This window comes from Psychromonas sp. SP041 (assembly GCF_000470315.2).
Taxonomy (GTDB): Bacteria; Pseudomonadota; Gammaproteobacteria; order Enterobacterales; family Psychromonadaceae; genus Psychromonas.
On sequence record NZ_CBRF02000031.1, the window covers coordinates 19,021 to 34,736 of the forward strand.

General features: G+C 36.7%; 12 protein-coding genes. 5 read left to right on the top strand and 7 right to left on the bottom strand.

The features are described from left to right. Positions 1-270: 270 nt before the first annotated feature. Entirely contained in the window at positions 271-867 is a 597-nt protein-coding gene (locus SP041_RS15640) for a glutathione S-transferase family protein (RefSeq protein WP_025563410.1), read from the bottom strand. A gap of 14 nt (positions 868-881) precedes the next feature. Further along, on the bottom strand, positions 882-2,150 hold the full coding sequence (locus tag SP041_RS15645) for a DUF711 family protein (RefSeq protein WP_025563411.1): 1,269 nt from the start codon (positions 2,148-2,150) through the stop codon (positions 882-884). 276 nt (positions 2,151-2,426) lie between these two features. On the opposite strand from SP041_RS15645, the gene SP041_RS15650 reads away from it, so the two are divergent. Both SP041_RS15650 and SP041_RS15655 read left to right on the top strand, forming a co-directional pair. Then, entirely contained in the window at positions 2,427-4,307 is a 1,881-nt protein-coding gene (locus tag SP041_RS15650) for an ATP-binding protein (RefSeq protein WP_240791483.1), read from the top strand. A 73-nt stretch (positions 4,308-4,380) separates the two neighbouring features. Next, entirely contained in the window at positions 4,381-5,730 is a 1,350-nt protein-coding gene (locus SP041_RS15655; RefSeq protein ID WP_025563413.1) for a sigma-54 dependent transcriptional regulator, read from the top strand. A gap of 159 nt (positions 5,731-5,889) precedes the next feature. On the opposite strand, the gene SP041_RS15660 is transcribed toward SP041_RS15655, so the two are convergent. From SP041_RS15660 to SP041_RS15680, 5 genes are all read right to left on the bottom strand, one after another. Next, entirely contained in the window at positions 5,890-7,263 is a 1,374-nt protein-coding gene (locus SP041_RS15660) for a TRAP transporter large permease (RefSeq protein WP_025563414.1), read from the bottom strand. Further along, a complete protein-coding gene (locus tag SP041_RS15665) occupies positions 7,263-8,006 on the bottom strand; it encodes a TRAP transporter small permease (RefSeq protein WP_025563415.1) in 744 nt (247 codons plus the stop codon). The genes SP041_RS15660 and SP041_RS15665 overlap by 1 nt, the downstream gene beginning before the upstream one ends. Positions 8,007-8,106: 100 nt before the next feature. Continuing rightward, positions 8,107-9,105 carry a TRAP transporter substrate-binding protein gene (locus tag SP041_RS15670; RefSeq protein WP_025563416.1) on the bottom strand — a complete coding sequence of 333 codons (999 nt, stop codon included), beginning with the start codon at positions 9,103-9,105 and terminating at the stop codon, positions 8,107-8,109. A gap of 511 nt (positions 9,106-9,616) precedes the next feature. Continuing rightward, a complete protein-coding gene (locus SP041_RS15675; RefSeq protein ID WP_025563417.1) occupies positions 9,617-10,333 on the bottom strand; it encodes a PEP-CTERM sorting domain-containing protein in 717 nt (238 codons plus the stop codon). 203 nt (positions 10,334-10,536) lie between these two features. Then, positions 10,537-11,850, bottom strand: a complete 1,314-nt coding sequence (locus SP041_RS15680) for an Hsp70 family protein (RefSeq protein WP_025563418.1) — start codon at positions 11,848-11,850, stop codon at positions 10,537-10,539. Positions 11,851-12,214: 364 nt separating this feature from the next. On the opposite strand from SP041_RS15680, the gene SP041_RS15685 reads away from it, so the two are divergent. From SP041_RS15685 to SP041_RS15695, 3 genes are all read left to right on the top strand, one after another. After that, positions 12,215-12,907 carry an ANTAR domain-containing protein gene (locus tag SP041_RS15685; RefSeq protein ID WP_025563419.1) on the top strand — a complete coding sequence of 231 codons (693 nt, stop codon included), beginning with the start codon at positions 12,215-12,217 and terminating at the stop codon, positions 12,905-12,907. 267 nt (positions 12,908-13,174) lie between these two features. Next, a complete protein-coding gene (locus SP041_RS15690; RefSeq protein ID WP_025563420.1) occupies positions 13,175-14,560 on the top strand; it encodes a CmpA/NrtA family ABC transporter substrate-binding protein in 1,386 nt (461 codons plus the stop codon). Positions 14,561-14,686: 126 nt separating this feature from the next. Continuing rightward, the gene (locus tag SP041_RS15695) at positions 14,687-15,682 is read left to right on the top strand and encodes an ABC transporter permease (RefSeq protein ID WP_025563421.1); all 996 of its coding nucleotides are present in this window, start codon (positions 14,687-14,689) and stop codon (positions 15,680-15,682) included. Positions 15,683-15,716 lie beyond the last annotated feature (34 nt).

Genomic DNA, 15,716 nt, shown 5'->3' on the forward strand with positions numbered 1-15,716 from the left:
ACATCGTAATAAACACAACAACACTAATATTTAATTAAATTGTTTTCTATCAGGAGAACAGCTGAATTCTACATGAAAATAAATGATTAAATAATCTAAAATCACTGATTTTATTGTCTTTATACTAAATGATTCAGCACCCTATAAGGCGCATTAGAACATTAAGCTGTGCGTCTGTCCTCAATGAATTTATAACATAACGTTATATATTAGTGCCATAACAAACAAACTTTCATATTCTGATTGATTTTTAATTAATTTGCTTAATATCTATCCAATATGAATAAAGTTTGGTTGTTGTTCAACACGGGAAATCCATGTCAAAATAGCTGGGAAGTTATTCAAATCAAATCCACCTTCATAAGCGACATGGGTATAAGCAAATAAACAAAGGTCAGCAATACTGATCGTATCACCTAATAAATAAGCTGTTTTTTGTAATTGAATTTCCATTACTGCTAATGCTTTAAGCCCGCCTTCTTGTTTACTTTCTAATTCTGCCAGTCTGTCGGCTGGACTACCAAGGTATTTATTGATGAAACGAGCGACAGCAATATAAGGTTCGTGGCTATATTGCTCAAAGAACATCCATTGCAAACAAATCGATTGTTGTAATAGATCAGTGGGGAAAAATGAGGTTTGCTGAGAGAGGTAATACAAAATAGCATTAGATTCAGCAATGAACTGTTTATCTTCTGTCACTAACAGTGGAATTTTAGCATTCGGGTTCATTGCCAAAAACTCACTAGAGCGAGTTTCTCCTTCTAAAATATTCACTTCAATCCATTGATGTTCAATTTGTAATAATGAACATAACAATTTAATTTTATAACAGTTTCCTGACAAGCTATCGCCATAAATTATTATCGACATATTTTTCCTTAAGGTACTGCTAATACAGTACAGTTACATAAGTCGTCACTTTCAAATGACGTTGAATCGCCTGCTTTTAAACCAGGTATTGGAAATACGCGTACCGTTAATGGTTTGTTTAATCTAAATGCCATCGTACCTGTATCACGCATTAAAGCTGAAATTTTATCAATCGGTGTATCACCGGGAATAGGTACAGTATCTAAACCGATTCCACATACTGAGCTATAGGTTAATAAAGCACGAATATCGAAATGTGCTTGTTGGCTACCAGCTGCAAGTCCTCTGTCTTCAGTTAATGCTAACATTAACCCTGAAAATCCCACCAGCGGCATATTTTTTATTGATTTGAATACCCGTGTTAATAATGAAGAAACTTCAACGGTTCCTGAGGCACCAAAGTACTCAACACCCATTAATTCATAGACATCTGTCATACTCGCACAATTTTTTGAGGGAGCCGCTGAGCTATCGATACCTGCAAATTTAAAATCTTTTTTAAAACCTGTATTAACGTGTTGGTTAAGGCGGCGATCTTCAATAATTATTTTTAATTGATCAACGTGATGTTGTATTTGTTGAGTTAAAGATTGGTAATAACCATCAAAAGCTTGCTGATGATCTAAGATTGAATTTTGCTCATTAAATGCTTTTAATGTGGCGACTAATAAGTCTGGTGTTTCCAACCCTATGACAAAATGATTATTAGTGGTTTTATCAGAATAGCTCGCAGGGAAATAAGGAATTAACGGCTTACAGTTAAAATTAACCGTAAAATTAAAGTTACCTTCTCCACGTGGAGTAATTTGACTAATTCGATTAACCGCTTTCGTTGCACTTTGAATTAACTGATTATCCAATAGAAAGTGTTCATCTATTGGAATATTCACACAAACATTGCATAAATCACCGAATTCTTGAATTAATTCAGGAATGAGACTGAGTTGATGTGCAGTAGTCGCTTCACCAATAGCAAATCGAAGTCTTAAACCTGATTGTTGGCTATTATTGAGTAACGTATTTAACGTTCGTAAATCTTGTTGAGCTGTTTGTAAGTTAGTTGTGTCGATATATTCAGCAAAAGCATTGGTCACAATCCGAATAGACTGGACTGTATAGCCCTTTTCTTTGAAATCATCTGCTAACGATTGACAAAAATCATTCGCATTTTTAATTAATGAAGGCCATTGGCTTTGATCAAAATCTAAATGAATAAAGGTCGTAATGGTTCGGACTTTGCAAAGTGCTTTATCTAATATCAGTTCAGGTAGCTTCATAAGTCATGTCATAAAATAAAATGTATTAATAACATAGCATATATAGTAACAATTAGTCATTTTCAGCTTTATTATCAGTCACTTCTTTAATGTATAATGCTCATTCTGAAGGTATTAAACATAGAATCATGCGCAATCATACAACTTAAATACTCAAGTTAAGGTAAATTGGTTCAGTATAATAGGCATGTTTCAATAAACAGAGTTCGCTATACCTTAAATGAATAAGAAAATAAATAAGGAAGTGAATAAGAAAATGGATAAGGAACAGTCACAATGCAGTTAATCATGGCGAAACTGAGTAAACACATAACAGCCGTTTATCTCTTCATATATTGCTTAACCTTGATTGTAAGTATTAACCTCTTATGGCAGCACAGTTTTCAACAATTACAAACCAGTAATCAACAACAACTTGATCGTTTTAGTCGCCATCTAGAGAGCCAATTAGGACACTTTGCGTTCATTCCACAGCTGCTGTCTCGACAAGGTATAATAATCGACGCGTTAATGTCTCCCCATAATACCGCGCAACTTGATTTAACCAATCGCCATTTAAGATCAATCAATAATATAGTCGGCGCATCTGATACCTATTTATTAGATGCAAAAGCGAATACCATCGCAGCGAGTAACTGGTTAAAAGAAGCCTCTTTTGTAGGTGATAATTATGCATTCCGCCCTTACTATCACGATGCAATGCGCGGTGAGCAAGGACAATATTTTGCATTAGGCTCAACATCGGGTAGAAGAGGTTATTATTTCTCATACCCTGTTAAGTATGCCGCTGAAGTGATTGGAGTTGTCGTAGTCAAGATGGATCTGTCGTTAATCGAAAAAGATTGGATAGGCAAAGAACAGCACTTTTTAGTCTCTGATATGAATAATATTGTCTTTATATCCTCTGAAGAAAAATGGCTTTTTAAGAGTTTATCTCCCTTATCTGATAACCAAAAACAAACAATATTAAACAGTCGTCGATATCTAGAAAAAACAATAGGGTCTGTTTCTATCAATGGTGATCTACAACAAAATGCCAGCATCTTAACAACTGTAAATAAAAAACCTTTTTCAAATTATTATTTGTCACTCTTAAGTGTTGCTGAAAGCAAAAATTGGAACGTTAGAGTCTTTGCACCAATAGCCCCGATCATTATCGATATTTTAATTCTATTTACCTTCATTACATTGCTCTACTTACTACTCTATTTAACCTTTATTTTAATCAAACAGAAAAGAAATAGATTTCAAGAGCAAGCTTTATTAGCAATAAAATCCAAACGAGAACTTGAATATACCGTGATGCAAAGAACATCAGCCTTACAAGCTGAAGTAGAAGAAAGGCACAAAGCAGAAGCGGCACTTCGCTCTACACAGAAAGAATTAATTCAATCTGCTAAATTAGCTGTATTAGGACAACTATCTGCCAGTATCAGCCATGAACTCAATAATCCTTTATCAGCGATACGCACTTACGCAGAAAATGCAGTATTATTTCTTGAAAGAAACCAATTAGAACATGTTAGCAATAACTTAACTCGCATTGGGTTATTAACTGAACGCATGGCAAAAATCAGTTCACAACTTAAATCATTTGCACGCAAGCCTAATGGCGAATTACAAATCATCGCATTACAACCCGTTATCTTCGCTGCGCATGAATTACTTAAACCACAATTAAAAGCTAACAAAGCTAACTTAACAATCGCATTACCTGACACACCTGTTAACGTAAAAGCTGAACCTATCCAATTAGAACAAATTATTGTTAACCTGCTATCTAACGCTCTGCAATCAATGCAACACAGTGACGACAAACAAATCATTATTAAACTAGCCGTTCAACTAGAAAATAAGCAGGATAGTAAAGGACCATTGGCTATCATTAAAGTACTGGATAAAGGAACAGGTATCGATAAAGAACATCTACCGCATTTATTTGAACCCTTCTTTACCACCAAAGAAACAGGGCTGGGCTTAGGTCTATCTATTTCACAACAAATTATCAGTAATATGAAAGGGTCTTTATCTGCGCAAAATAGGCCAGAAGCAGGTGCTGAGTTTACGATTACCTTACCATTAGTCATTAACAACGTATTCAGTGAATCAAAGACTATTAAAGATAACAACAGATCAGAAGACGAGTCATCACGTTAAGCATGGTTTGTGTAAGAAATATGTTTGACAATGAATCAAATAATTAGAATCGAAATAAGATCAGGGAGTAATAATGAGCTTGGTATTTTTTATTGATGATGAATACGATATGCGTTTATCAAACGAACAAACCTTTGCATTATCTGATATTGATGCGGCATTCTTTGAAGACGCAGAATCTGCGCTAATAGCCGCAAAACAATCATTACCCCTAGTGGTGATCTCTGATATTAGATTACCTGGTATCACAGGGCAACAGTTGTTAAACACCTTACAACAGCAAGATGCTGACCTGCCTATTATTCTGATCACCGGGCATGGTGATATCTCAATGGCGGTTGAAGCAATAAGAAATGGGGCTTATGATTTTATTGAAAAGCCCTTTTCGTCAGACAGGTTGATAGAAGTGACGCGTAAAGCGATTGAAAAAAGAAAGCTTACGCTTGAGAACAGAGAGCTAAAGAAAGCATTACAAAGTAAAGAAACATTAGGCCCAAGAATTATCGGCAACACACCGAGTATTGTTTCATTAAAACAAATGGTATGCCGCGTTGCAGATAGCCATGCAGACATACTACTGTATGGAGAAACAGGCACGGGTAAAGAGTTAGTTGCACGCTCCTTACATGAACAAAGCCAACGTAGTTCGAACAACTTTGTCGCCGTTAACTGTGGCGCTGTACCAGAGAACCTCATTGAAAGTGAGTTATACGGCCATGAAAAAGGTGCTTTTACAGGGGCTGACTCGCAACGTATCGGGAAATTCGAATATGCTCAAGGAGGCACCCTATTTCTTGATGAAATCGAATCGATGCCGATGCAAGCGCAAGTACGTTTATTAAGAGTATTACAGGAAAGAAGTTTAGAGCGAGTTGGTTCTAACAAGGCCATTGACTTAGACATCAGAATTATTGCTGCCACTAAAGTCGACTTAAAAGAAGCACCGGATTTCAGACAAGACCTGTATTACAGGTTAAATATGGTCACGCTAGATTTACCACCTTTACGTCATCGCAAAGAAGATATCCCTAAGTTATTCCACCATTTTTTATTAGTCGCAGCTGCTCGATATGGCAAAGCCGCACCGGCATTACCCGCTCATTCATTACAAGCACTATTGAGCCATGATTGGCCTGGTAATGTGAGAGAATTAAGGAATGCCGCAGAACGCTTTATTTTATTAGGTTCGCTCTCTGACCTGAACGATGCAGAGAACGATGTTAACGCAGGTTTAAGTTTATCTGAGCAAGTTGATGCTTTTGAAAAGACCTTAATAGAACAAGCCTTAAGCTTAACTAATGGCAGCATCAAAAATGCGATGCAAGCGCTTAACCTCCCACGTAAAACCTTATACGATAAAATGCAAAAGCACGGTATCGAAAAACAAAGTTTTAAAGCAGAGCATAATGAGCTAATGGAATAAGTGAGAAAGGAATATATAGAAAGAGAAGAATAGTTGAATTAAAGAATTAAAGAATTAAAGAATTAAAGGACTAAGGTACTAAGGAAAAAGAAAATAAATGAGTTGAATAATTGCTGGCGGGTTAGTCCACCAGCAATAAGTTCATAATATGAAGATTAACTACTTAGTAATCACCTCAGGTCCCATCATCATGTTCGGTAACCACGTAGATACCGCAGGTACATAAGTCACAATCATCAAGAACAAGAACATCACCCCGACTAACGGTAATGACGCTTTGACCACTTTCATCATCGAGAGTTTGGCGACCCCCGCGGTGACAAAGAGATTTAAACCAACGGGTGGCGTGATCATCCCTATCTCCATATTCACCACCATCATAATACCCAAGTGAATAGGATCAATGCCTAAAGCAATCGCAATTGGAAATACCAAAGGTGCCACAATAATCAGCAAACCAGACGGTTCCATAAATTGCCCACCAATCAATAATAATAGATTAACGACAATTAAAAACTCTATTGGACCTAAGCCAGCCGACAACATTGACTCTGTTATCATTTGTGGAATACGTTCTTCAGTTAATACATGCTTAAGGATTAGCGCATTAGCAACAATGAACATCAACATGATCGTTAACTTACCCGCATCATATAATGTCTTACGCGTATCTTCATGGCAGAACACATGCATCGCTTTAAACCAATAAGCTTTGGCCTTTTTCTCTGCAGGTTCCTTATCTGATAATGGCCCCATATCTTTATAAACAAAGTTTGAAATAATAAAGGCATACACAGCGGCAACAGCAGCAGCTTCAGTCGGCGTAAAGACACCACCATAAATACCACCAAGGATAATAACAATCAGTAATAATCCCCAACCAGCATCTCTTGCAGAGCGGAACACTTCGCTCCAACCAACGAAAGGTTGCGCAGGAATGTTTTTATAACGCGCGTAAATGTAAATGGCGATCATCAACATGATCCCTGCTAATAAACCAGGGATAACGCCCCCTAAGAACATGCGCCCTACTGATACATCCGTCGCGGCAGCATAAACAACCATGACAATTGAAGGTGGAATCAAAATGCCTAAGGTACCAGCATTACAAATAACCCCTGCAGCAAACTCTTTTGTATAACCATTTTTAACCATACCAGCAATAACGATACCACCAATAGCAACAACCGTTGCAGGCGATGAGCCAGACAGAGCAGCAAACATCATACAAGCCACAACCGATGCCATCGCTAAACCACCTCGTAGTGACCCAACCAATGCAATTGCAAAGCGAATGATACGTTTTGCCACACCACCTGTTGCCATAAAGCTAGAAGCAAGAATAAAGAAGGGAATCGCCAATAAAGTATAATGACCAGTAAATGCATTAAGTAGCGTTTGTGCAATAGACGCTAACGACGCATCAGAATGCACCATTAAAAAGACAATACTTGAAGCGCCTAGCGAAATCGCAATAGGCACACCGATGATCATCAAAGCAATCACCATAAGAAAAAGCATTAACATCGCCATTAGTTATCCTCCTTTTTAACATTCGCTTGTTCAGCTTTCATTTTTTGATCACTATTTATTTGAGCATCATTTTTATGATCATGACTTTTATTGCCGAAGCTTTGCTTGATCTCATTGAGTTCGCTATTGCCCTGTTCTTGATGAAGCTCATCAAGCTGTTCTTCAGCTTCATGGCTAGCAATCATGCGGTCTAATTTATTGGTCATGATTAACCAAGCTATTTGTAAAAATCTAAACGTCATCATTGCCATACCAAGTGGCAATGCAAAGTAAGGAATAAAACGAGGTAATCTTTCGTATCGTTCCCCTTCATTAAACCAACCAGAAAGGAACTGTAAGATGTCAGGCATTGGAATGTCTTCCGTCTCATACCAAGCTCGGTCAGTAATAAAAGGCACCCAATAATTCCAAGAGCCTATTAATAATGAAACAGAAAAGAATAAACAAAAGAAGACTGCGACCAAAGCAAAGGTCTTTCTTAAGCCTTTGGGTGCAATATTAATAACAACATCCACACCAATGTGAAAATGCTTTTTAACGCCATAAGAAGCGCCTACTAACACCATCCATGCAAACATAAATACCGTGAGTTCTAATGCCCATAATATATTGTCATTAAAGACATAACGCACCACTACATTGGCAAAGGTTAATAACGTCATTAACCCTAAAAATCCGGCAATTAATGTTTCTTCGGCATAGTCGGTGATTTTCCCTATTCGGGCAAAAATTCCGCTTTTCATTTGTGTATCCCTTTCTTATTCACTATCTTTTACGCTATTAAATAACGCCATCACCTTAAAACCATTATGTCGATTTTAAGGCAATGACTGAAACTAATAGTTACTGGTTAGACGCTTGTGCAGCTTCAAGTAAGTCACTACCAATATCTTTTTCATACTTTTTCCATACTGGTTTAAGTGCAGTAACCCAAGCTTCACGTTGCTCTGCTGTTAAAGTACGAACAACACCACCCGCTTTGATAATGTTTTGCTTGTTCGCTTCATTCACAACCGTTGATTCAGCATTTCGAACTTCAGTTACTTCTTTCAAGATAGTGCCTAATTGATTGCGAATATCATCAGGTAAGTTGTCCCACCAATCGCCAGACGTCACGACTAAGTAATCTAAAATACCGTGATTCGTTTCTGTTACGCCATCTTGAACTTCGAAGAATTTTTTACCGTAAGTATTTGACCAAGTATTTTCCTGACCATCGATAACTTTAGTTTGTAAGCCGCCGTAAACTTCTTTAAATGACATTTTCTGAGGATTCGCACCTAGTTGTTCAAATTGTGCCACTAACACGTCAGAAGCTTGTACACGGAACTTAAGCCCTTTAGCATCACTTGGTAATAACAAAGGCTTATTAGCTGACATTTGTTTCATGCCGTTATGCCAAAACTCTAATCCTTTTAGACCACGACGATTCATTGCATTTTTTAACTTATCGCCCGCTTCAGAGTTCTGAAATCTATCAACAGCAGCAACATCATCGAATAAAAATGGCAAATCAAAAAGTCGGTATTTTTTAGTGATTTTTTCAAACTTAGATAAAGAAGGAGCCGCTAGTTGCACGTCACCATTTAACAGTGCTTCTAATACTTGGTTGTCATCATATAAAGTTGAGTTTGGAAAAACCTGCATACACGCTTTACCGTTCATTTCAGTATTCACACGTTCTTCTAATAATGATGCAGCAACTCCCTTAGGGTGTTTATCAGAATTAGTAACATGACTGAACTTGATCACCATTTCACCTGGATCACAATTAGCATAAGCATTAGCGCCACTTAAAAGTGCTGCACTACATAAAGACATAACCGTTAATTTTTTAAACATGTTGAGCTCCTATATCCATATTGGTACGCATTGATTGCGTATGTGTATAAAACTGACTTTAATAAAATGATGTAAATATTAATAACGAAAACGTTCTATCGTATGAACTGATATAGCAAGCAGCGCGCCAATGTTAAATTAATGTTAACAATGCAGTCATAGCAGGGTTTATAGAGAAATTATTAGGGAAATAGAAAATAGGTTGTTAACGCTATGGGGGGAAACCTACCCATCTAAAATGAGCAATGAGTCAAAAGCCGCCATTATTATTCTGATCAATTATTTAAAGATTACAAAAGTATGGAGGTAGATAGATATAAGATAAATAGGTAAATAGACACATAAGTGCATAAAAGATTTAGACAGCGATTTAAATAGAGCTGTAGCAATTATTTTCGAAGATCATAGGATTTTAAACGGAAGGTTTTTTAATAGATACAAAAAAGGCCACCGAAGTGACCTTTCTAACCATAGCGCTTAACACTAAGCCTATTTGTATCTGTCAGTGAACTTAAGCCTTACGACGAGACGCCCCAGCAAAACCTAACAACGCTAAACCAAAAACAGCTAGTGTTGAAGGCTCAGGAACAGAAACGGTTGCATAATCAAAATTTAAATTACTGATAGCACCTGAACCATTAAGGTTTATTTCTAACGAGTAAACACCTGCTACATCAAACAATAAACGATCCCAAGTATTATTACCGCCAGTACCCGGAGTGAAAAAAGTACCTGCACTAATTTCATCGCCATTTACATCGTATAAATTAATCTCATTATGATCAGTTGCTTCTTCAGACTCAATATCAAAGAAATCAATACTGTTTAACGTAATAGCTTCAGAAAAGTCAATTGTAAAATATCCCGCAGGACGATTACCTTCGTCATCTGGATTTGTACAAGTTAATGCATCACAAGTAGTAGGGTTTTCATGGATAACTAAAATATTACCTGGATTTGAAGTGCCCAAACTTGGATTATTAATATTCGTAAAAGGCGATTCTAAATCACTATCTTGAGTATTCGTTAGGCTACTGTCAAAAACAACAGCTAGATTGCTTTCATTTTGAAAAGCATTAGTACCATTAAAAGTAATGCCATAATCAGCAAAGTACTCGTCATCGACAATCGTTCCGTTATCTAAACCGTCAAAAGAAATGGTAGTAGCAGATGCTAATGGCACCATTGCTGTTGAGGCAGCTAATACAATCCAGTGTTTTAATTTCATAATTGTTCCTTAATTTATAATATTAACTTAGCTCACGGAAAGTGAATGGTTAATAAAGAGCATATAATTACAACGAATAATAAAAAATAAAAATGACCAAACATCAGCTTAATCGTTGATAACACACATTATATCATCTATTTATCTAGTCAAATATAAGTCATTAAAGCATATTTCGTAAACCTTTCTGAACTATCTACTCATTAAGTATACAAACGTTTCGCTTTGAGTAATGCCCCAAAGACAACAGAGCTAAATGCGTCTGCAACGGTGATTGACACTGAAGGGTAACGATCACTTAAAGCTTGTTGCACCAATGGAGATAATCCCATCCCTCCCGTTAAATAAATGATTTCAGGAATTCTCTGTGCCTGCTCAATTGCATCATCAATCATCACAAACATTTTATCTAACCAATTCACCATTGTTTCAGATACTTGTGGACGTTGAATATTCAGTTCTAGCTCACTTTCGACGAAGGATAGAGACAATTCAGCTTTATCATTGTCACTTAAATTGATTTTAGCGAGCTCAATCGAATGCATTAACTGGTGTGTTAACCTTTCCGTTTGTACTTGTTGTAAGCGCATTAACGGTATTGGGTTTTCACTTTCGTTAATATATTCGGTAATCGACTTACTGCGAGCAGGCGAATAAAAATCACTCATTAATGGAATGTTATCAATGTCATAAACACCAGAAAACAACATATTAGGAATCGCTCTTCCCTTGTTAGTACGCGTACCTCTTCCAAATAAAGGAGAAACAATGCCGCTGGCTAATAACTTATCGCAAACAATCCCACCTTGGCGGATCCCTACTGTTGAATAGATATCAGCAGTACGGTCAAGTTTCTCTGCATTTTCTTGGCTTAACATACAGAAAGTAACATCTGACGTACCGCCACCTAAATCCACAACCATCGCATCGGTTGCTTTTTCGATATTCTGTTCAAAGTGATAGGCTGCGGCAAGCGGCTCATGGATAAACTCAACATCAGTAAATCCTACTTTATTAGCGGCACGCAACATTAATGCTTCAGCTTGTTTATTGCCTAATTCACCCATAGTGGAATGATAGTTAACTGGGCGTGCAATCACCGCTTTAGTAATAACAATAGAAAGTTGTTTCTCTGCACATTTCTTTAAATACGAAAGAAAACGAACCACTAGCTTTTCAAAGCTATCTAACAAGCGTTTAGGAATTTTTGCCCCTAAAAAGTTTTTAGGGCTATTAACATAACGACCTTCATGCGGTGTTTGTAAAAAAGCATTAAAGCCTTGTTCACCAAATAAAATCTCACCCGCTGCTAACATATCGTTTAAAGTTTGTTCATTTGCTTTAGCATCATGGCTATCGTCACCTGACTCGTCATGAGCCAAGTAAATAGCAGAGCGTATTTTATAAGGGTTTTCGCTGTTCTCATCTACAACAATCAGTGTTGGTAAGTCATTAACAAGCGCTGCTACAGCACAATTACTCGTACCAAAATCAATGCCAATAAAATCAGTTGTCATAGGAATACCTAATGGAAAAAATTAAGGGGCGAGATATTACCTTATCAAGTCACAAATATAAATATGGATTAAGGTAATTCAGTCACATTGAGAAATAAATAACAATTAATTTTAAAATCACACTGATGTAATCGTTTAACTCATCGCTCAAATGAGTATTTAAAATACTCATCAATATTGCACCTGTTCAGTGCGTCATCGCCATTGATTTACAGCATTGGTGCAATATATGTATCCAAAAACTCACTTAAGCCCAACTAAAAAACCCTTAACACATTGATTTTAATTGAATAAATAAACATGGCATTCAATGTGCTATAAGTAAATAGAGCGTTAAAGAAATAGGTTACCAAATTGATGTTAAATGGATGTTGATCAATCGTTAATTGAGCAAGGAGTCACCATAGTGGGTGTAATACAAGATGAGCAATTTAAAAGTAAACAGAAGAACTCTGTATTACTTGTTGAAGAGGTAAAGACGATTGAATTTATCATTGATGGTAAAAAAGACAACAATCAGTATCAAAACACCTCATTAAAACAATCTCTTATCGATCTTAACTATAACGTCATTCATTGTGTCAGTAATTCTGCTTTATTATCTAAACAATGTTTACAGCATCTTCCAGACATTTTAATCATCAATACAAATGAGCCTTCTGCTGAAATATTGAAAGAAATAAGCAACATTAATAAATTAACGCCTTTACCTGTTTTAGTGTTTGCAACACAAGAAACACCCTCTTTAATTAAATCATCAATCCAAGCGGGTGTAAGCGCCTATATTGTTAATGATATTCAACCTAGCCGTTTAAATAGTTTGATCACGGTTGCTTGTGAGCGATTTAAAGAACATCAATTATTAGTTCAAGAATTACAACGCACAAAAAATCAATTGGCAGATCGTAAAATTGTTGAAAGAGCAAAAGGTTATATCATGCAACAACGAAAAATGACCGAACAAGAAGCCTTCACCTTACTAAGAAAAATGGCGATGAATAATGGGCAAACATTAGCCGAGGTTTCAAATAATATCATCACTGTTTTTACTCATTAAAAGACAATATCAAAGCGAATTATCAAAACCAATAAGCATCAGTTAATAGAGTCGTTAAACGCATAAAAGAAAACAGATAAAAAATAAGAAGTAGAAATAAAAAGTTTTATTATCAACGGCGATAATAAAATAAAAATTAATTAAGCTTAAACAATGGCGTTTAAGCAGTTTAAAAGAGCAATGGCGCTCATTAACCTCCTTGTAATAAGGACGTTAATGAGCGCTTTTTTTTTGCATCAAAATAACCAAAATAAAAGGATTTATATAATGAGTTGGATTAAACCAGTCAAATTTGTCGCTAAAAAACTGGCACTAAGCATCGCAATATCAGCAACCGTGATCTCTTTTGCACAAGCCGAAAAGTTAGGCTATCCAGAAAAAGAAGAATTAAAATTTGGCTTTATTAAATTAACCGATATGGCACCGATCGCCATCGCTTATGAAAATGGTTATTTTGAAGACGAAGGTTTATACGTCACGATTGAAGCACAAGCTAACTGGAAAGTGTTACTCAATGGTTTAATTGATGGCACGCTAGATGGTGCACACATGTTAGCGGGACAACCGATTGCAGCAACAATGGGCTTTGGTACAAAAGCCCATATCATTACGCCTTTTTCAATGGATTTAAATGGTAATGCGATTACTGTTTCTAATGAAATTTGGAAACAGATGAAACCTAATATTCCTAAACAAGCAGATGGATGGCCAGTACATCCAATCAAAGCGGATGCGTTAAAGCCTGTTGTCGAGTCTTATAAAGCACAAGGTAAACCATTCAATCTAGGCATGGTATTCCCTGTATCAACACATAACTATGAATTACGTTATTGGTTAGCAGCTGGTGACATTCACCCAGGATTTTACGCACCACATAAAGGTGATACGAGCGGTCATATCGATGGCGATGCTATCTTATCTGTTACGCCTCCACCGCAAATGCCATCAACATTAGAAGCAGGCACTATCTACGGTTATTCCGTAGGTGAACCATGGAACCAACAAGCTGTATTTAAAGGCATCGGTGTACCTGTTGTGACTGATTACGAAATATGGAAAAACAATCCAGAGAAAGTATTTGGTTTAACTGCTGAATTTGCTGAAAAATACCCGAACACAACTATTCGTTTAACACGCGCATTAATTCGTGCCGCTATGTGGTTAGACGAAAAAGATAATGCAAACCGCCCTGCTGCAGTGAAGATTTTATCGCAATCTAACTACGTTGGTGCCGATTATGAAGTCATTGCAAACAGTATGACGGGAACATTTGAATACGAAAAAGGCGACAAACGAGATGTCCCTGATTTCAATGTATTCTTTAGACACAACGCAACTTACCCATACTACTCAGATGCCATTTGGTATTTAACGCAAATGCGTCGTTGGGGTCAAATTTCAGAAGCTAAATCAGATGAATGGTACAAAGACTTAGCGAAGAAAGTTTACCGTCCAGACATTTACCAAATGGCGGCTCAATCATTAATTGATGAAAAACTAGCTGATGCTAAAGACTTCCCAGACTTTTCGACTGAAAAAGGCTTTAGAGCACCACAAACGCACTTTATTGATGACTTAGTTTATGACGGTAACACACCAAACGCTTACATAGACTCTTTCAAAATTGGACTTAAAAAAGATGACAAAATTTAAGGTTATTTAACCGTTACTAAAAAAAGTACATAAATAAAATTTAAATTTAGTCTTTAAAAAGCAATTGATACCCGCTCCTACGTTTGGGTCGGGTATCAAAACAGCGTTCAAAAAGGAACAGTCACAATGACAACCAGCTCACTTATCAATAAATTAGAACTTTCAGCAATAACCAGCCAAAAGCTACAAGGCTGGTTTAAATCAATCAGTAAATTATTGGTATTGCCTTTAATAGGCATCATGATCTTTCTGTTCTTATGGAGTGTTGCCGCTAAAAATATCCATACGTCTTTAGGTGATTTTCCAGGGCCGAATGCTGTATTCCAACAGTTTGATTCTCTTTATGATGAACATACAGCAGAAAGAGCAAAAGCTGAAAAATTCTATCAACGTCAAGACATACGTAATGAAGCGCGATTAGCTGCCGATCCTACTTATGTTGTAAAAATCAGAAACTATACCGGTAAAGAAACCTTTCTAGACCAAATTGTCACGAGCTTAATCACTGTTACCAGTGGTTTTTTATTAGCGGCGATCATCGCGATTCCATTAGGGATTGCAATGGGGTTAAGTAAAAACCTCAACTCAGCCGTCAATCCAATTATTCAGATATTCAAACCTGTTTCACCATTGGCATGGTTACCTTTAGTGACAATGGTAGTGAGTGCACTTTATGTTTCTGACGATCCTTTAGTCTCTAAATCATTTGTTAACTCATTATTAACAGTGACACTTTGTAGTTTATGGCCAATGGTCATCAACACCTCAATTGGTGTTTCATCGCTAGAACAAGACTTAAAAAATGTCAGCCGCGTGTTACGTTTACCGCTGTTCACACACATTAAAAAAATTGTACTACCTGCCTCTGTACCGATGATATTCACTGGTATGCGTTTATCTTTTGGCGTCGCATGGATGGTATTAATTGCCGCAGAAATGTTGGCACAAAATCCTGGACTGGGAAAATTTGTATGGGATGAATTTCAAAATGGGAGTTCTGATTCTTTAGCACGCATCATGGCGGCAGTTATTGTGATTGGTTTTATCGGATTCGTACTTGATAGAGGCATGTTGCAACTTCAACGCATGGCATCTTGGGATAAATCAGCAACAACGGTTTAAATAAAGCAATTAGCGCGACTGACTTAGGTGTAGC

What these genes read in the sequence shown, in the direction of transcription:
- SP041_RS15675 (WP_025563417.1), bottom strand. Translation starts at nt 10,333, where the DNA reads ATGAAATTAAAACACTGGATTGTATTAGCTGCCTCAACAGCAATGGTG.
- SP041_RS15645 (WP_025563411.1), bottom strand. Translation starts at nt 2,150, where the DNA reads ATGAAGCTACCTGAACTGATATTAGATAAAGCACTTTGCAAAGTCCGA.
- SP041_RS15680 (WP_025563418.1), bottom strand. Translation starts at nt 11,850, where the DNA reads ATGACAACTGATTTTATTGGCATTGATTTTGGTACGAGTAATTGTGCT.
- SP041_RS15650 (WP_240791483.1), top strand. Translation starts at nt 2,427, where the DNA reads ATGCAGTTAATCATGGCGAAACTGAGTAAACACATAACAGCCGTTTAT.
- SP041_RS15660 (WP_025563414.1), bottom strand. Translation starts at nt 7,263, where the DNA reads ATGGCGATGTTAATGCTTTTTCTTATGGTGATTGCTTTGATGATCATC.
- SP041_RS15670 (WP_025563416.1), bottom strand. Translation starts at nt 9,105, where the DNA reads ATGTTTAAAAAATTAACGGTTATGTCTTTATGTAGTGCAGCACTTTTA.
- SP041_RS15655 (WP_025563413.1), top strand. Translation starts at nt 4,381, where the DNA reads ATGAGCTTGGTATTTTTTATTGATGATGAATACGATATGCGTTTATCA.
- SP041_RS15690 (WP_025563420.1), top strand. Translation starts at nt 13,175, where the DNA reads ATGAGTTGGATTAAACCAGTCAAATTTGTCGCTAAAAAACTGGCACTA.
- SP041_RS15665 (WP_025563415.1), bottom strand. Translation starts at nt 8,006, where the DNA reads ATGAAAAGCGGAATTTTTGCCCGAATAGGGAAAATCACCGACTATGCC.
- SP041_RS15685 (WP_025563419.1), top strand. Translation starts at nt 12,215, where the DNA reads ATGGATGTTGATCAATCGTTAATTGAGCAAGGAGTCACCATAGTGGGT.
- SP041_RS15695 (WP_025563421.1), top strand. Translation starts at nt 14,687, where the DNA reads ATGACAACCAGCTCACTTATCAATAAATTAGAACTTTCAGCAATAACC.